Source organism: Bacillus swezeyi, assembly GCF_030908325.1.
Classification (GTDB): domain Bacteria; phylum Bacillota; class Bacilli; order Bacillales; family Bacillaceae; genus Bacillus; species Bacillus swezeyi.
In genome coordinates this window covers 4,119,489-4,137,155 of the sequence record NZ_CP133085.1, presented here as the reverse complement: position 1 = coordinate 4,137,155, position 17,667 = coordinate 4,119,489, and the positions used below count along the sequence as shown (strand labels likewise).

Annotated in this window: 18 protein-coding genes; 12 read left to right on the top strand and 6 right to left on the bottom strand. The window is 46.8% G+C overall.

Annotation, left to right across the window (positions count from 1 at the left end; genetic code table 11):
* Nucleotides 1-50 precede the first annotated feature (50 nt).
* Both RBH91_RS20710 and RBH91_RS20705 read left to right on the top strand, forming a co-directional pair.
* Nucleotides 51-734 (top strand): site-2 protease family protein, encoded by a 684-nt coding sequence (locus RBH91_RS20710; protein WP_307894804.1) that lies wholly within the window; start codon nt 51-53, stop codon nt 732-734.
* A 13-nt stretch (nt 735-747) separates the two neighbouring features.
* On the top strand, nt 748-1,263 hold the full coding sequence (locus tag RBH91_RS20705; RefSeq protein WP_307892780.1) for a YwhD family protein: 516 nt from the start codon (nt 748-750) through the stop codon (nt 1,261-1,263).
* A gap of 44 nt (nt 1,264-1,307) precedes the next feature.
* Here the strand turns inward: RBH91_RS20705 and RBH91_RS20700 are convergent, their stop codons facing one another.
* Together RBH91_RS20700 and RBH91_RS20695 are read right to left on the bottom strand one after the other, a co-directional pair.
* Entirely contained in the window at nt 1,308-3,380 is a 2,073-nt protein-coding gene (locus RBH91_RS20700; RefSeq protein ID WP_307892779.1) for a transglycosylase domain-containing protein, read from the bottom strand.
* 103 nt (nt 3,381-3,483) lie between these two features.
* On the bottom strand, nt 3,484-4,209 hold the full coding sequence (locus RBH91_RS20695; protein WP_307892778.1) for a hypothetical protein: 726 nt from the start codon (nt 4,207-4,209) through the stop codon (nt 3,484-3,486).
* A 276-nt stretch (nt 4,210-4,485) separates the two neighbouring features.
* Here RBH91_RS20695 and speE point away from each other — a divergent pair, with 276 nt between their 5' ends.
* The 4 genes from speE (at nt 4,486) to argS (ending at nt 8,494) form a co-directional block, all read left to right on the top strand.
* A complete protein-coding gene (gene speE / locus RBH91_RS20690) occupies nt 4,486-5,316 on the top strand; it encodes a spermidine synthase (protein WP_076759406.1) in 831 nt (276 codons plus the stop codon).
* A gap of 51 nt (nt 5,317-5,367) precedes the next feature.
* Complete coding sequence (speB, locus tag RBH91_RS20685) at nt 5,368-6,240, top strand: agmatinase (protein WP_307892777.1); 873 nt, start codon at nt 5,368-5,370, stop codon at nt 6,238-6,240.
* 158 nt (nt 6,241-6,398) lie between these two features.
* On the top strand, nt 6,399-6,827 hold the full coding sequence (locus RBH91_RS20680; protein ID WP_307892776.1) for a YwiB family protein: 429 nt from the start codon (nt 6,399-6,401) through the stop codon (nt 6,825-6,827).
* Nucleotides 6,824-8,494 carry an arginine--tRNA ligase gene (gene argS / locus RBH91_RS20675; RefSeq protein WP_307892775.1) on the top strand — a complete coding sequence of 557 codons (1,671 nt, stop codon included), beginning with the start codon at nt 6,824-6,826 and terminating at the stop codon, nt 8,492-8,494. The genes RBH91_RS20680 and argS overlap by 4 nt, the downstream gene beginning before the upstream one ends.
* A 157-nt stretch (nt 8,495-8,651) precedes the next feature.
* Here the strand turns inward: argS and RBH91_RS20670 are convergent, their stop codons facing one another.
* The 4 genes from RBH91_RS20670 to RBH91_RS20655 all read right to left on the bottom strand — a co-directional run bounded on the left by RBH91_RS20670 (nt 8,652) and on the right by RBH91_RS20655 (nt 10,006).
* Nucleotides 8,652-8,918 (bottom strand): general stress protein, encoded by a 267-nt coding sequence (locus tag RBH91_RS20670; RefSeq protein ID WP_076759389.1) that lies wholly within the window; start codon nt 8,916-8,918, stop codon nt 8,652-8,654.
* A gap of 217 nt (nt 8,919-9,135) precedes the next feature.
* The gene (locus tag RBH91_RS20665; protein WP_307892774.1) at nt 9,136-9,249 is read right to left on the bottom strand and encodes a hypothetical protein; all 114 of its coding nucleotides are present in this window, start codon (nt 9,247-9,249) and stop codon (nt 9,136-9,138) included.
* 84 nt (nt 9,250-9,333) lie between these two features.
* Nucleotides 9,334-9,468, bottom strand: a complete 135-nt coding sequence (locus RBH91_RS20660) for a hypothetical protein (protein WP_307892773.1) — start codon at nt 9,466-9,468, stop codon at nt 9,334-9,336.
* A 238-nt stretch (nt 9,469-9,706) separates the two neighbouring features.
* Nucleotides 9,707-10,006, bottom strand: a complete 300-nt coding sequence (locus tag RBH91_RS20655) for a hypothetical protein (RefSeq protein WP_307892772.1) — start codon at nt 10,004-10,006, stop codon at nt 9,707-9,709.
* A gap of 151 nt (nt 10,007-10,157) precedes the next feature.
* On the opposite strand from RBH91_RS20655, the gene RBH91_RS20650 reads away from it, so the two are divergent.
* The 6 genes from RBH91_RS20650 to rpoE all read left to right on the top strand — a co-directional run bounded on the left by RBH91_RS20650 (nt 10,158) and on the right by rpoE (nt 17,558).
* Nucleotides 10,158-12,272 carry a (Fe-S)-binding protein gene (locus RBH91_RS20650; RefSeq protein WP_307892771.1) on the top strand — a complete coding sequence of 705 codons (2,115 nt, stop codon included), beginning with the start codon at nt 10,158-10,160 and terminating at the stop codon, nt 12,270-12,272.
* Nucleotides 12,273-12,366: 94 nt separating this feature from the next.
* Complete coding sequence (locus RBH91_RS20645) at nt 12,367-13,545, top strand: acetyl-CoA C-acetyltransferase (protein WP_307892770.1); 1,179 nt, start codon at nt 12,367-12,369, stop codon at nt 13,543-13,545.
* 14 nt (nt 13,546-13,559) lie between these two features.
* Nucleotides 13,560-14,417 carry a 3-hydroxybutyryl-CoA dehydrogenase gene (locus RBH91_RS20640; RefSeq protein WP_083696837.1) on the top strand — a complete coding sequence of 286 codons (858 nt, stop codon included), beginning with the start codon at nt 13,560-13,562 and terminating at the stop codon, nt 14,415-14,417.
* Nucleotides 14,418-14,434: 17 nt separating this feature from the next.
* Nucleotides 14,435-15,565 carry an acyl-CoA dehydrogenase family protein gene (locus RBH91_RS20635; RefSeq protein ID WP_307892769.1) on the top strand — a complete coding sequence of 377 codons (1,131 nt, stop codon included), beginning with the start codon at nt 14,435-14,437 and terminating at the stop codon, nt 15,563-15,565.
* Nucleotides 15,566-15,589: 24 nt separating this feature from the next.
* Nucleotides 15,590-16,732 (top strand): acyl-CoA dehydrogenase, encoded by a 1,143-nt coding sequence (locus tag RBH91_RS20630; RefSeq protein WP_307892768.1) that lies wholly within the window; start codon nt 15,590-15,592, stop codon nt 16,730-16,732.
* 298 nt (nt 16,733-17,030) lie between these two features.
* Nucleotides 17,031-17,558 (top strand): DNA-directed RNA polymerase subunit delta, encoded by a 528-nt coding sequence (gene rpoE / locus RBH91_RS20625; protein ID WP_307892767.1) that lies wholly within the window; start codon nt 17,031-17,033, stop codon nt 17,556-17,558.
* Nucleotides 17,559-17,667: the final 109 nt, after the last annotated feature.

Below are 17,667 nucleotides of genomic sequence, written 5' to 3'. Positions count from 1 at the left end.
TTTAGGATCAGTTGCTCTTATAGTATACTGAAGATAGTAAATCTTTGTATATGAGAAAGAGGGAAAATCCAATTTTAGATCGGTTTCTTATTTATCCGCTGGAAATGATTCCATATGTTGTATTGACGCTTGCTGCCGCATTTACTGTGCATGAAGTTGCCCATGCGTATGTGGCATACAAATTTGGCGATGAAACGGCCAAACGGCAGGGAAGGCTCACTTTAAATCCACTTAAACACCTTGATCCGTTTGGGACGATTTTGATTTTCTTAATGGGATTCGGCTGGGCGAAGCCGGTGCCCGTCAACCGCTTTTATTTTAAAAAGCCAAGGCTTGCCGGGGTTCTCGTATCGATAGCCGGCCCAATCAGCAATCTGATTCTTGCTTTGCTCGGTTTTATTTTGATACTGTTATCTGCAAAGCTGTCTTCAGTGCTGCCTTCCGGTTTTTATCTCGGATTGGCTCAGTTCCTTACAATTTGGATCAATTTAAATCTGCTTTTATTTCTTTTTAATTTGCTGCCGTTCCCGCCGCTTGACGGATTTCGGGTCATACAGGATGTTGTCGCGCCTGACTTGCGGGCGAAGCTGACGAAATATGAAGCTTACGGCTCCCTCGTTTTTCTGATTATCGTCATTACACCGCTCGGGCAATATGTATTCTGGCCATTTTTGAATGACGGGCGGGAATTGATTATTTCGATTTTCAACAGCGTTTTTCGGCCGCTGATGTAGGAGGTATTTTTTGATGGAACAAGGAAAAAAGAAAAAAACAATCGGATTCAATATCATTAAAAGCGATCCGACGGATGGACACGGAGGATTTGGTGCAGGCGCTTTAAGCCTTGATAACATATCCCCCGTCTTTGTCGACGTTCTAGAGAAAGAAGCATTCGTTGATATCGGTGCCATGCATGCCCGCAGCACTGTAGAAAAAGGAATTAAATTTCTTCCGAATAAAGAGGATGTGCCGAACGGCAAGCCTTACTGGCTCGTCTGGGTAACCATCGACCGCAGGGAAGTAGGGCCTTATTACGCTGGTGTGACCGCTTGTGAAATGACGGTCGACAGAAGCATCCGCCGCGGCTACAAGTCGCTTCCCGAACATGTCAATTTCATGGATAAGTCCATGAAACGGAAGATTATCGTCGTTCACATGGATGACGATTCAAAGCGCGTCCTTGCCGATTTCCTGAAAAACCACGATCAGGGGCTTTGGGATCGTTCGTCTGATGAGCTGAAAAAAGGATTGCTGCAGGAATAGAAAAACCCCCGGATTTCCGGGGGTTTTTATTTATTTTAGGAGTCTTATTCGTCATTCCTAAACCACTTTTCCCACCATTTCTTTCGCTTTTCGGGTTTCGCTGGTTTTTTCCGTTCTTCTTTCTTATCTTGATAGGTCTCCTTTCCATAGCAGACCTGGTCAGGTTCTGTTCCCTCGATAAAATAAGCGAGGTGTTTGGAGGGACAGCTTGGTGCGGCCGCATAGCCTGTTGCAGGATCGATATACAGGCTTTTCACGCCTTCTGGCGGGATTAACGCTGCCGCAGGTTCGTCTTCAAGCGCCCTTTCCATAAAATCTGCCCAGATTTGTTTCGCATAGTTTTTTTCGGCTACGGCATCGATTGTCCGCTCTTTATCATAACCGGTCCATACACCGGCGGCGAGGCCGGGATAAAAGCCGATCATCCAGCTGTCTGTACTGGTCGTTCCCGATTTTCCGGCATATTGGCGTGTCAGTTTATCAGCGATCGTTCGGCCGGTGACTGATGTGTAGCCGTTAAGGGATTTGTCAAACATTCCGGTCATCATGTCCGCCGTAATAAAAGCGGCTTTAGGATCAAGGACCTGTTTGTGCCGTTTCGGTTTTTCGTAAAGCACCTTTCCGTTTGGATCAGTGATTTTCGTAATGAAAGAAGGTTCGACTTTTTTTCCGCCGTTTGCAAACATCGCGTACCCGTTTACCATTTCAATCGGCTTCACAGGAGATGTTCCGAGAGCCAGTGAAGGCACTTTTTGCAGGGGGCTTGTGATGCCGAACCGCTTGGCGGCGCCGACCAGTTTGTCCATGCCGAGAAAGAGGTGTGTCTTCACCGCGTAAATATTATCCGACAGGGCCAAAGCCTGCAAAAGGGTGATGGGACCGTCCGCATAATAGCCGTGATAATTGCTTGGAGAATAGGCGCTTCCCTGTCCGAGCTCAAATGTCGTTTCAGCGCTCTTCATCCGTGTTGAGGGCGTAAATCCGTTTTGGATGGCCGAATAATACAAAAAAGGCTTCATCGTTGACCCGGGCTGTCGTCTTGCCTGTGTGACGCGGTTAAATGGGCTTTTTTGATAATCGCGACCTCCTACAAGCGCAAGAACGCTGCCGTCATATGGATTGACCGCGGCAAATCCCGCTTGGATATCGGACTCTGAGTCGACTGTATTCTCGATCGTCTGCTCGGCGATTTTCTGCAGGCGGGGGTTTAGCGTTGTGTAAACCTTATAGCCGCCGCTTTCCACTTGTTCTGGTGTCAGGTGAAGTACCCGGGCAATTTCCTTTACGGCTTCGTCATAGAAGTATGGAGCGGTTTTCTTCGTCTCTTGCTCAGCCTGCTTTTGATAAGAGAGCGGCATTTTTTTGAGCGCTGCCGCCTCCTTTTTCGTCAGCTTTTTTTCTTTTGCCATGATCGTCAGGATCATTTCCTGCCGCATTTTCGCTTTTTTTTCATTAGCAAATGGAGAATAAACCGACGGCCCTTTTGGAATGCCGGCAAGCAGCGCAGCCTCCGCCGTACCTAAATCCTTGGCCCGTTTTCCAAAATACAAACGGGAAGCGGCTTCTATTCCGTAAGCCCCGTGCCCGTAATAAATCGTATTTAAATAGCCTTCCAGAATGTCTTTCTTTGAATAGTTTTGTTCGAGGCGTATCGTATAAAAAGCTTCATTCCACTTTCTTTTCCATGTTTTATCATGCCCGAGATAGAGGTTTCTCGCATATTGCTGGGTAATGGTGCTGGCTCCTTGAACCTTGGACATTGCTTTCAGATCGGCAATGACGGCTCCGGCCATCCGCACATAGTCAAAACCGTGATGCCGGAAGAAGTTCCGGTCTTCAACGGCAAGCGTCGCATCAATGACGGCTGGATTTATGTCCTCCAGCGATACCCAATACCGTTTTTGTCCATAATGGGTTTCACCCATTTGTTTTCCGTTTCCGTCATAAAGTACGGTGGATCTTGGCACTTGGATGGAAGGGGCGCCTTGCCATTTGGCGGCCAGCACCACCGTCATGATGATGATTGAAAGGAAGATCAGCAGCAATGCTCCCATGAACAAAAAAGCCCGTATCGTCTTGATGGTCAAACGGACCCGCTTGTCCGTCATCATGTCCATGCTAAAATCTCCTCCCAGAAAAATAAAATGTTCTTATCATTATGAGGAAAAAGAGGAGGATTTAAACAAGCCTAAAAGAAAAAACGCATGTTAACATGCGTCTTTATCTTCCGTTCTCAATGACCCGATATAAAATACACCATAAGATCAGAACGGCTCCTTCGTTTGCCGACGTGATCATCAATAGCGAGGCTCCGTTTGCATGGATGGACAGCAGCATTCCTTCCGCAGGCAGCAGCCCATTAAAGGAGACATTTAGTTTGAAAAGGGCTAATAAGCCGCTGGTCCATAACAGCGGCAGCCATAATGAGAGCAGTCTTTTTTTGGAGGCCAATGCCCCCGAGAGCCCCAGAAAAATCAGAAAGCAAAGCGACCACCAATCAATGAACAAACGAGATGCAACCAATAAAACAGGTGAGCTTGCTAATTCAAAAAAGGGGTGAATATTTGCTGAGCCGTACCCGTTAAATTTAAACCAGCCAATCATGACGCTCCAAAACAATAGACTGATGATCACAAAAGCGGCGGTGAACGTCCCGAGGGAGACGTATGCCAAAAACAGTCTGCTGCGCTTCGCCGATAAGATGCCGGATGAACTCAGCCATTGTGTGGCGCCGAAAAATAATAATACTGCAGCCAAAACAGCGATCACATGGAGCAAAAAGAGTGAGCCGCTCACTTCCAGCAGCCAGTCGAGCAATGATGGAGAAGCGGAATGCCAGATATAAACAGGCTCAAAAAACCAAAGGCTTGCGCCAATCAGCAAAAAAGCGGAGAAAAACCTTTTTCGCCGATCGAATATATACCGTGTCAAAACATGTTTGATCATAAAAGCAATACCCCCAAGGAGCTTATGAATAAAGGGGCTCTCTCCCCTTTGTCACATACTGTTGATAAGCTTAGCCATTATAAATGAAAAAAGAACCAATGGGAATATTTTTATCACAAGACAACGGATTGAAATGGGACGATCTGTCTTTACAATTATCCTTAATTCCTCTATACTTTCTCCTTAGGTAAAACCGATGCTGCAGGCAGAATAATCGTCGCTTTGGACGAGAAAAATAGATGGAAATACAGCTTAACATGAAAGGAAGATGACGCTTTGAGCGGACTTTGGTATACAGAGAAGCAAACGAAAAATTTTGGCATTACGATGAAAATCAACAAGACTTTACATACAGAGCAAACAGACTTTCAAAAACTCGAAATGGCGGAGACGGAGGAATTCGGAAACATGCTGTTTTTGGACGGCATGGTTATGACATCTGAAAAAGATGAGTTTGTTTATCACGAAATGGTGGCCCATGTTCCGCTGTTTACGCATCCGAATCCGGAGCAGGTGCTTGTTGTCGGCGGCGGAGACGGAGGCGTTATCAGAGAAATTTTAAAGCATCCGGGGGTTAAAAAAGCGACGCTTGTCGATATCGACGGCAAGGTTATTGAATACTCCAAAAAGTTTTTGCCTTCCATTGCCGGCAAACTTGATGATCCGCGCGTTGAAGTGAAAGTCGATGACGGCTTCATGCACATCGCCAAATCGGAAAATGAGTATGATGTCATCATGGTTGACTCTACGGAACCGGTAGGGCCTGCTGTCAACTTATTTTCAAAAGGCTTTTATGCAGGAATTTCAAAAGCGCTGAAAGAAGACGGCATCTTCGTCGCCCAGACGGACAACCCTTGGTTTACGCCTGAACTGATTACAAATGTTCAGCGTGATGTAAAGGAGATCTTCCCGATTACAAAGCTGTATTTGGCCAACATTCCGACATATCCTAGCGGTTTGTGGACGTTTACAATCGGTTCGAAAAAATACGATCCTCTTGCAGTGGAGGACAGCCGCTTCTTTGATATCGATACGAAATACTATACAAAAGAGATCCATAAAGCGGCATTCGTTCTTCCGAAATTCGTCAGCGACTTAATCAAATAAAAACAGTTTGCGCAGAAGACGATTCTGCGCTTTTTTCAGGAGGTTCATGAGATGAGATTTGATGAAGCATATTCCGGCAAAGTATTTATTGCAAGCCGTCCTGATTGGGAAGGGGCGGACGCCATCCTTTACGGGATGCCGATGGACTGGACGGTCAGCTATCGTCCAGGCTCCCGCTTCGGGCCGGCAAGAATCCGCGAGGTGTCCATCGGCCTTGAAGAATACAGCCCTTATTCGGACAGAGAGCTTGATGAGGTTCATTTCTTTGACGCCGGCGACATCCCGCTGCCTTTCGGGAATCCGCAGCGCAGCCTTGACATGATTGAAGAATATGTCGACAGCATCTTAGAAAAAGGAAAGTTTCCGCTCGGAATGGGAGGAGAGCACCTCGTTTCATGGCCGGTCATGAAAGCGATGTACAAAAAATATCCCGACCTTGCCATCATCCATATGGATGCGCACACAGACCTTCGCGTCGAATATGAAGGAGAACCGCTCTCACATTCAACACCGATCCGAAAGGCGGCGGAATTGATCGGTCCGGAAAATGTTTTTTCATTCGGAATCCGTTCCGGGATGAAAGAAGAGTTTGAATGGGCGAAAGAAAATGGCATGCACATCTCCAAGTTCGAAGTGCTTGAGCCGCTGAAAACCATTCTGCCAAAGCTCGCCGGCCGCCCTGTTTATGTCACGATCGACATCGATGTTTTAGATCCGGCCCATGCGCCTGGGACGGGAACGGTTGACGCAGGAGGCATCACTTCCAAAGAGCTGCTCGCTTCGATTCATGAAATTGCCCGTTCCGACGTCAAAGTCGCCGGTGCCGACTTGGTAGAAGTGGCACCAATCTATGACCATTCAGAGCAAACCGCAAATACGGCAAGCAAGCTGATTCGCGAAATGCTGCTCGGCTGGGTAAAATAAGACAAGCTGTCCTTTTTAAGGACGGCTTTTTTCTTAGAAAAATTGTTTACCTTCTATAACGTTCTGTTAAGATAGTATATAAGGAACCGCGGTTGAACTTTTTTTGTTGAATGATTATACTAATCAAGTCAAATCGGATCAAAAAAGGAAGTGTCGGAATGGATCAGGAGACACCCGTAAAGATTCATGTGAGATCTGTTATCCAGGAAGGATCGGAAGCTGAAACGATTGAATTCCGGACAACAGGATTTTATTATATGAAAAAAGATAAAATATATCTTACCTACCATGAAGAGCATGAAGCAGGGAAGGTCAAGACGATCGTCAAAGCAAGTGAAAACGAAGTTCTGGTCATGCGTTCCGGCGCTATTGAAATGAAACAGCGCTTTAGGCCGGAAAGCCGCACCACCACTCATTATAAATTGCCTTTCGGAAAGCTCGAGCTGGGGGTTGATACAAAGGACATTTCAGTCAATCATCAGGCGGCAGAGGGAAAGATCAGCATAGAGTACGATATGATTGTAAACGATGACCAAAAGCATTTACATAAAATGTCGATTTCGTATAGAGGAGGACATGAATCATGAACATAGTCGAACAAATGAAAGATGTGCTGAAGCAGGAAATCAAAGAGGCCGTCATCAAAGCCGGGCTCGCCGAGGAAAAGGATATTCCCGAAGTCGTATTAGAAGTGCCGAAAGATAAATCCCATGGGGACTACTCTACCAATATGGCGATGCAGCTGGCGAGAATTGCGAAAAAAGCGCCTCGGAATATTGCCGAGGATATCGTCTCATCTTTTGATAAAGGAAAAGCATCGATTGATAAGCTGGATATTGCAGGGCCGGGGTTTATCAATTTTTACATGGACAATCAATATTTAACGAAACTGATTCCCGCTGTGCTTGAAGCGGGAGAGGCTTATGGTGAAACAAGCATCGGCGGCGGAGAACGCGTACAGGTGGAATTCGTTTCGGCAAACCCGACAGGCAACCTGCATCTTGGACATGCCCGCGGCGCTGCAGTCGGCGACTCGCTGTGCAATGTTCTTGAAAAAGCGGGTTATGATGTTAGCCGCGAATACTACATTAATGATGCAGGCAATCAAATCAACAATCTTGCTTTATCTGTCGAGGCCCGTTATTTTGAGGCGCTGGGCAAAGAGAAGCCGATGCCTGAAGACGGATACCGCGGCGAGGATATTAAAGAAATCGGCAAAAAACTTGCTGAAGAGTTCGGCGACCGTTTTCTCCATGAAGATGAAAGCGAACGCCTCTCATTTTTCCGTGAATACGGTTTGAAATATGAATTAGGCAAGCTCCGCGAAGATCTTGAAAACTTCCGTGTGCCGTTTGATGTTTGGTATTCAGAGACATCACTTTACCAAAACGGCAAAATTGATCAGGCGCTCGAAGCCCTCCGTGAAAAAGGGCACATCTATGAGGAAGGCGGTGCGACATGGTTCCGCTCAACTGCATTTGGCGATGACAAAGACCGCGTGCTGATTAAAAAGGACGGATCTTACACCTATCTTCTGCCTGATATCGCCTATCACAAAGACAAGCTTGACCGCGGCTTTCAAAAATTAATCAATGTATGGGGGGCCGATCACCACGGCTATATCCCGCGTATGAAGGCGGCCATTGAAGCGCTCGGTTATAATAAGGAAACGCTTGAGGTCGAGATCATCCAGCTTGTCCATCTTTATAAAAACGGCGAAAAAATGAAGATGAGCAAGAGAACAGGAAAAGCCGTCACAATGCGTGATCTCATTGATGAGGTCGGCCTTGACGCAGTTCGCTATTTCTTTGCGATGCGCAGCGCCGACACACACATGGACTTTGACCTTGACCTTGCCGTCTCGACATCAAATGAAAACCCTGTTTACTATGCGCAATATGCACATGCGAGAATTTGCAGCATGCTGCGCCAAGGCGAAGAAAAAGGGCTTTCTCTTGATGGGGATTTAGCTCTGGCAAAAATCAGCTCTGAAAAAGAATACGATTTGTTAAAAGCGATCGGCGCCTTCCCTGAAGCAGTCGCCGATGCTGCTGAGAAGCGGATTCCGCACCGCATTACAAACTATATTTTTGAGCTGGCATCCGTTCTCCATAGCTTTTATAATGCTGAGAAAGTGCTTGACCCGGCTGATGAAGAAAAAAGCCGCGCGCGCTTATCCTTGATGAAAGCAACGCAAATCACTTTAAATAATGCGCTGAAACTGATTGGTGTTTCAGCACCTGAAAAAATGTAAAAATGATCCCTCATCCATTGGATGGGGGATTTTGCTTTCTTCTATGGTAAAGTAGCTGCAGTGTGATAAAGGAGGCGGAGCCTGGATATGGACTTTAATAGGCCGTTCGCTGATTCATATTCCAGCACACAAAAGGAAGGGTTTTCGCCGCCCTTCCTTATTGCATTTGAGTTTCAGAAAGAATGCACTTCGCCTTTTGTATCAGAGCCTGCGCTTCTCTCCCCTCAATGACAATCAGGCATTCCTTCTCCCGATTGGCCATTCTGAACATTTCCAGCTCGATTAGATCTTTAATTTTACACACCGTTTTTTTGGAACATATATAAAGATGATGTCTGGCTGATCGGCAAAGGCGGTAAAGCTCGATCAGGTTTTTCAAGGTTATTGACTGAGTGCGCAGTTTGATGGATTCTGCTTGATTCATCGTGCATCCCCCTCCGTATGTAGTTTTCACTTTGGTGAATTGTTACCCGCAAGACAGACAGGGTAAACATGTTTTCGGCGGTGATTTCATAAAAAGTATTCTACAGGCCGCTGCACCACCGGCCGCTTTGCATACCGCTCCTTTGTCAGAAGCTGAGCATGTTCAATCCTTTCCTCAAAGAATTGTTTCGACCAATCCTTATCATGAATGATCACATTTACTTCATCATTGAGAACAAGCTTCGCTTAGCAAAGTTTGATGTCCAGATCATCACATGCCGGTCATCAACGATCAATGCTTTCGCATGGTGTAAAACCGGTAAATAAAACATCCATTTCTAAAAGTGCACGAAAGTACGTATTGGCAGCTTCTTTGACAAGCGGGGCACAAGAATCGAAACGATCACGCCCCATATTCAGGCTGAGAGAACGGACTTCTGCAAAGCAGGGCTCGGAATATAGTATGGCGTGCAAATCATGATTCTTTCCTTCGCCTCTTCAATAAACGAAATGTATGTTTTCTCAAGCGTATATCCTCTGATCGCATGCATGCGACGGCCCCTTTAGGCAATGGAGGGAACACGTCGCTTTTCAGTTTTGCCAAAAGTGCTCCTCTCTTTGAGTCCGTTAAAAAAATGTGCTGCAAATCGGTGACACCTTCACCCGTAAATGGTAGTCTTTCCACGGTCCGAACTCTGTATTCTTTTGCGATATTAAAAGCCGCCCAATTTGTAAAATGGACTTGCACCCCGCTTTCTTCAAGGCCGCGCAATGTTTTCCGCTTCACTTTCAGGCGCGGATCCGGTCGATCAGCAAATAAACGGGAATGCCCGCTTCAGCCTTGTCCTTTAGCAGATATAGAAATTCAAGGCTGATTGCATCATGTTTCATAATATAAAACATGACATGGACCAATGATCCGGTTTGCCGAATATCATTCATCAGCTGCTCGCACAAGTCCTCTCCATTGTGAATCAGTTCAATGGCGCTTCGTTTTCCAAGGGAAATTTGCTGAAAAGCTTTGCGGTCGAAATGAAAATCGAGCGCCAGCAGCAGAGTGAGCATAAACAGCATGATCGTAAGCGTCATCAATGAAGACACTCCCTTTTAGCATGTAAAAAAATAGTGTCCCCATAATTGCCGGCATTTGTGAAAAAACATTGACTGAATACTCATTCATTATTTAAGATAAAGGTAGTACGAGGGATATCAGGTTGGGAAATGAAAGGGGGAGCAGCTGTTGAATGACTTGCTGTGGTTGAATTTCATTGCATTTTTAGGTGTAACCGCTTACGCCGTTTACCTGTTCGTCTATCTGATCAGAACGAGAATCAGTTACATTAGGCTCGGGCAAAAAGAGGATTTTGATAAGCGGATAAAAGAACGCCTGCAAAGGATATGGGAGAACGTGTTCGGCCAAAAGAAACTGCTCAAAGATAAAAAGAGCGGAATCATTCATGTGATGTTTTTCTATGGTTTTATTCTAGTTCAGTTTGGGGCGCTCGATTTTATTATCAAAGGCCTGGTGCCGGACGGGGGACTGCCTCTCGGGCCGGTGTATCCGGTGTTTACGTTCTTTCAGGAAATCGTAACCCTGCTGATTCTGATAGCGGTGGTCTGGGCTTTTCACAGACGTTATATAGAAAAACTGGTCAGACTGAAACGAGGCTTTAAATCAGGACTTGTCCTTCTATTGATCGGCGGGCTGATGCTCACCGTTCTTTTAGGAAACGGCATGAATATTGTATGGCAGCATCATGAATTATCATGGCGCGAACCGATGGCCTCTGTGATCGCATTTGTTTTCGGCTTTATGGGAGAAACCCCTGCCGCAGTCGTGTTTTATGCCGCATGGTGGGCCCACCTTTTGATTTTGCTGACATTTTTAGTTTATGTTCCGCAGTCCAAACATGCTCACTTGATTGCCGGACCGGCAAACGTGTTTCTCAGCCGTCTGACAAATCCGGGCAAACTCGAAAAGATTGATTTTGAAGATGAATCAAAAGAGACATTTGGAGTCGGGCGAATTGAGGAATTCAGGCAGTCTCAGCTGATCGACCTTTACGCATGTGTGGAATGCGGCCGCTGCACTAATATGTGCCCGGCGACAGGCACTGGGAAGATGCTCTCGCCAATGGATCTGATTTTAAGGCTCAGAGACCATTTGACTGAGAAGGGTGCCGCCGTGACTTCGAACACCCCTTGGGTTCCTGCGGCGTTTTTCCAGCATACAAAGGGCAACCAGCTTGCCATGGCTGCCGGTGGTGAAGGATCGCGGGAAGCAGCTGCATCAGAACTTTACAATCCAAGCTTGATCGGCGACATTATCACAGAAGAAGAAATTTGGGCATGCACAACCTGCCGGAATTGTGAAGATCAGTGTCCGGTTATGAATGAACATGTTGATAAGATCATCGATCTCCGCCGCTATCTCGTGCTTACGGAAGGGAAAATGGATACCGATGCCCAGCGCGCCATGACAAGTATTGAAAGGCAAGGAAACCCTTGGGGATTAAACAGAAAAGAGCGTGAAAACTGGCGCGATATCAGGGAAGACGTCGATGTGCCGACGGTCAAGGAGCTAAAGAAAAAGGGCGAGACATTTGAATACTTGTTTTGGGTCGGGTCGATGGGGTCATACGATCGAAGAAGCCAAAAGATCGCGATGGCTTTCGCGCGCCTTCTCAATCAAGCAGGTGTTTCCTTTGCGATTTTAGGCAATAAAGAAAAAAATTCCGGTGATACGCCAAGACGGCTCGGCAATGAATTTTTATTTCAGGAGCTCGCCGCTAAAAATATTGAAGAATTTGAGAAAAACAATATTCAAAAAATTGTAACGATCGATCCTCATGCATACAATATTTTTAAAAATGAATATTCTGATTTTGGTCTGAAAGCGGATGTTTATCATCATACAGAAATTCTCGCCGGGCTCATTAAGGAAGGAAAGCTCAAACCGGAGTTTCCGGTTGATGAAACCGTGACCTTTCATGATTCATGCTATTTGGGCCGCTACAACGAGGTCTATGATCCGCCGCGTGATATTCTTCGTTCGATATCTGGCATCCGCTTAGTAGAAATGGAGCGCAGCCGTGAAAATGGGATGTGCTGCGGAGCCGGCGGCGGTCTAATGTGGATGGAGGAGGAAACAGGTGCGAGAATCAATGTTGCAAGAACAGAACAGGCGCTCAGCACTTCCCCTTCAGTCATCAGTTCGGGATGCCCGTATTGCCTTACAATGCTTGGAGACGGAACGAAAGCAAAAGAACTGGAAGATCAGGTCGGCACATATGATGTTGCAGAGCTGCTTGAACGCGCTGTATTTGGTTCAGAAGAGAAAGAAAATGCTTCCTAGGCAGTTTTTCAGGTTTTGAATAAAAGAAGGTGTGAGCTGTATCTCCGCCTTCTTTTATCGTAAATATTCAAAACAGAAGCGGGGAGAGGATGTCATGGTCAGAACAGTCATTATCGACGGGGCGCGAACGCCTTTCGGAAAGCTGGGAGGTGCGCTTCAGTCAAAAACGGCGGCCGAACTTGGAGGCATCGCCATCAAAGAAGCGTTAAAACGGTCTGGAGTCAGACCAGAGGATATCGATGAAGTCATCATGGGCTCTGTTCTGCAAGGAGGCCAGGGACAGCTTCCGTCAAGACAGGCGGCGCGGTATGCGGGGCTTCCGTGGGATGTCAAGACGGAGACGATCAATAAAGTATGTGCATCCGGTTTAAGAAGTGTAACAATGGCTGATCAAATCATCCGTGCAGGTGACGCGGAAATGATAGCCGCAGGCGGAATGGAATCGATGTCAAACGCTCCTTATGTGCTGCCAAAAGCGAGATGGGGGTTTCGGATGGGAGATGGCGCGGTTCAGGACTTGATGATCGCCGACGGTCTGACATGCTCATTTACGGGCGTCCATATGGGTTCGTACGGAAATGCCGCGGCAAAAGAGTTAGACATTTCGAGAGAAGAACAGGATTGGTGGGCGCTGTCTAGCCATATGCGGGCTGTTCGGGCATCCGCTTCAGGAGCGCTTGGAGAAGAGATTGTTCCGGTCAAGATTCCGCAAAAGCGGGGCAGCGAACTGACTGTTGAACAAGATGAAGCACCTCGCAGTGATACATCAATCGAACGGCTCTCAACACTTTCACCCGCCTTTGACAAAAACGGCACTATAACAGCGGGAAATGCGCCGGGTGTGAATGATGGGGCATGTTCATTCATCCTCATGAGCGAAGAAAAAGCAAAAGCCCTGAATTTGAAGCCCGTCGCCGTCATAACGGCTCATACATCGATTGCCGTTGAAGCAAAAGACTTCCCGAAAACGCCAGGGCTGGTCATTCAGGAGCTGTTGAAAAAAACGGGGGCGCAGCTTTCTGACATCAGCCTGTTTGAAATCAATGAAGCCTTTGCCGCGGTTGCTTTGGCAAGCGGGAAGATTGCGCGTCTTGATATGGAAAAAGTCAATGTCAATGGAGGTGCCATTGCGCTCGGACATCCGATCGGCGCCAGCGGAGCAAGAATCATTCTAACACTCATGTATGAATTAAAACGGCGCGGCGGCGGAACAGGTATCGCAGCCATTTGCAGCGGAGGCGGCCAGGGAGATGCCGTTATGATTGAAGTTTAAAAGGGGGTATTACCATGAGAAACGACACGGTCATGGTCATCGGCACAGGGCAGATGGGATCGGGAATCGCCCAGGTCTGCGCGCAGGCCGGCTACAATGTTTACATGCATGATGTATCAGCGGAGCAAATTCAAAAAGGAATGAAACGAGTTTCCGACCAGCTTGTCAAACAGGCTGAAAAGGGGAAAATGCCGCATCAAGATGTTAAGCAAATTTATCAGCGATTGTCTCCCTCGGCATCACTTGAAGATGCAGGGGAAGCCTTTCTCATCATAGAAGCGGCCGTGGAGCAAATGGACATCAAAAAAGAGATTTTCAAGCGTTTGGACGACATAACCGGACATTCAGCTATATTGGCGTCCAATACATCATCCTTGTCGATAACAGAGCTCGCGTCTGTTACGAATAAACCGCAGAACGTCATTGGCATGCATTTTATGAATCCGGTGCCTGTCATGGAGCTGGTCGAAGTGATCAGAGGCTTGGAGACGAGCGATCAGACTTATGAAACCGTCGTCGCGGCGGCGGAGAAGCTGAATAAAGTTCCTATAGAAGTACATGATTTTCCGGGGTTTATCTCCAACCGAATTTTAATGCCGATGATTAATGAAGCGGTTTTTGCGCTTTACGAAGGAATCGCTGAAAAAGAAAGCATTGACGGGATTATGAAGCTCGGAATGAATCATCCGATGGGTCCGCTCGCCCTTGCCGATCTGATAGGCCTTGATACGTGCCTGTATATTATGGAGACGCTGCATAAAGGCTTTGGAGATGATAAATACAGACCGTGTCCGCTCCTTAAACAATATGTCAGCGCGGGACGGCTTGGAAAGAAAACGGGCAAAGGGTTTTATACGTACGAAGCAACCTGAGAAGGAGGGACCTCAAATTGAACCTTCATTTGACAGAAGAACAATGCCGCATGCAAAAGCTGGTCAGGCAATTTGCCAAACAGGAGGTTGCTCCCTTTGTACCGGAAATGGAAAAAGGCCGTTTTCCGACAGCTATTTTAAGGGAAATGGCAGAACGCGGCTGGATGGGGCTTCCGATTCCGGAGAAATACAATGGGGCGGGTCTGGACTTTATTTCGTACATTATGACGATACATGAACTGTCAAAAGAAAGCGCCGTTGTGGGTGCGGTTTTATCGGTACACACATCAATTGTCACGATTCCCATTCTTTTATACGGAACTGAACAGCAAAAACAGCAATACGTTAAAAAGCTCGCATCGGGTCAATATCTGGGGGCTTTTTGTTTAACGGAGCCAGGTGCCGGCTCCGATGCCGGGAACTTAAAAACAAGGGCGGAAAAACGCGGGGATGCCTACGTTTTAAACGGAACCAAGGTTTTTGTCACAAACGGCGGAGCGGCAGATATTTACCTCGTATTTGCCTTAACAGATCCCGGGGCGAAAACGAGAGGCATTTCGGCATTTATCGTTGAAAAAGACACACCAGGCTTTCGTCTCGGAAAAAATGAGGAAAAAATGGGGCTGCATGGGTCGCAAACCCTCACCTTGAATTTTGATAACGCTGTCATTCCTTCGCGGCAGCTTTTGGGAGAGGAAGGCAAAGGATTTAAAATGGCCTTGGCAAATCTGGATACAGGCAGGATCGGCATCGCCGCGCAGGCGCTTGGAATAGCAGAAGGAGCGCTTTCTGAGGCTGTTGCCTTTTTAAAAAAGCGATATCCGGACGGAGAACTGAATAAAAACCGGCAGGGAATGGCCTTTAAGCTGGCTGACATGGCAACCAGAACAGAGGCGGCCAAACTTCTCGTTTATCGGGCCGCTTCATTGAAAGAACAAGGATTGAAAACCAGGCAGGCGGCATCAATGGCCAAACTGTTTGCATCAGAAACGGCGATGTATGTCGCAGATGAGGCGGTTCAGCTGCTCGGCGACTTCGGCTATACGAAAGATTTCGGCGTTGAACGGTATTTCAGAGATGCGAAAGTATCCGAAATCTATGAAGGCACAAGCGAGATTCAGCGGATTGTCATCAGCAAGCATTTATAAGGTTGCCAGAGGGGGGAGAGAAATATGATCTTTACACTGTCTGAAGAACATCAAATGATTCAGAAAATGGTGCGTGACTTTGCAAAACATGAGGTGGAGCCGACAGCGAAGGAGCGGGATGAGGAAGAAAGGTTTGACAGAGATCTGTTTACAAAGATGGCGGAGTTAGGGCTGACGGGCATTCCGTGGCCTGAGGAATACGGGGGGATCGGCAGCGATTATTTGGCATACGTGGTTGCGGTAGAGGAGCTTTCCAAAGTCTGCGCCTCTACAGGTGTCACTTTGTCGGCACATACGTCGCTTGCCTGCTGGCCGGTTTATACTTTTGGGACAGAAGAGCAAAAGCAAGAATACTTAAAGCCGATGGCGCGGGGCGAAAAAATCGGTGCGTACGGGTTGACGGAGCCGGGGTCAGGATCTGATGCCGGCGGAATGAAAACGACCGCCGTCAAAAACGGTAATGAATACATTTTAAATGGAACGAAGATTTTCATTACCAACGGAGGAATCGCCGATTACTATATTGTGTTTGCCGCGCTTGAACCGGATAAAAAACATAAAGGAACAACTGCATTTATCGTTGAAAAGGATTTTGCGGGCTTTTCCGTCGGTAAAAAAGAAAAAAAACTGGGGATTCGTTCATCCCCGACAACGGAAATTATATTTGAGGACTGCCGCGTGCCCTTGAAAAACCGGCTCGGTGAAGAAGGGGAAGGCTTTAAAATTGCGATGATGACGCTTGATGGAGGCAGAAACGGAATCGCGGCCCAAGCCGTCGGCATAGCCCAAGGCGCGTTTGAGGCCGCAACAGCGTATGCGAAGGAACGAAAACAATTCGGCAGGCCGATCGCCGAACAGCAGGGCATCAGTTTTAAGCTGGCGGATATGGCGACGGCGATTGAAGCATCAAGGCTTTTAACCTATCAGGCGGCCTGGCTGGAATCAGAAGGCCTGCCTTACGGGAAAGCATCCGCCATGTCAAAGCTTTATGCCGGAGATGCGGCGATGAAGGTGACGACAGAGGCCGTGCAGATCTTTGGCGGTTACGGCTACACAAAGGACTACCCGGTCGAACGTTATATGCGGGATGCGAAAATCACCCAGATTTACGAAGGAACACAAGAAATTCAGAGAATCGTGATTTCCAGAATGGTGATGCAATCATGACTGCGCAGCTTTGCGATATGCCGGCGGACATGCTGCCGGCATCTGCCTCCTAATCAAATCTCCGGGCTCCCAAAACAGGCTTCTTTTCATGCCTCTTCAAAGCTTCAGCTTGACCGCTTGTTTTTTTCCCGCCCATGTGGTAAAAATTATTGAATGAACGGGAATAATGGTGGCATAAAGTGATTTCTTTTGTTTATAATGAGAGGTATGGTTTGTCGTAAAGACAGAAATTACATGCTTATTTTCTATGACAAAGATAGTAGATACATACATGAAGATAGAAAGGGAGTGTCCGGCGATGAGTTTGAAACAATACTCAGAGGAACAGCTAAAGGAAATGGCTTTAGTTGAAATCGCATACGAAATTTTCTTAGACAAAAAGAAATCAATTACCTTCCAGGAGCTTACAGATCAAGTGGCTTCACTGCTTGGAGTGGGGAAAAAAGAGCTGGAAGACCGGTTAGCCCAGTTCTACACAGATTTGAATATTGACGGCCGCTTTTTGGCGCTGTCAGACCAAACGTGGGGTCTTCGCAGCTGGTATCCGTATGATCAGCTTGATGAAGAAACACAGCCGACCGTAAAAGCGAAAAAGAAAAAAGCTAAAAAAGTTGTTGAAGAAGACCTTGATCTTGATGAATTCGAAGAAGTTGATGAGGATGATATTCTCCTTGATGATGTTGAAGAAGATATTGCCCTTGACGCCGATGAATTCGATGATATCGATGAAGCGGACGATGATGAGCTAGAAGATCTTGAAGACGAGATCTTGGATGACGAAGAAGAAGAAGAAGAAAATTTTAAAGCTGAGGAAGACGAAGATTAATTTTTGTCTTAAGCAGTATTCATTTTTAAATCGATCTTGACTTTCACAGGTGAACTAGGTAGTATGTATTTTGGGCTCTTCAAAAAGAAGAGATTCAAGTGATACGGAC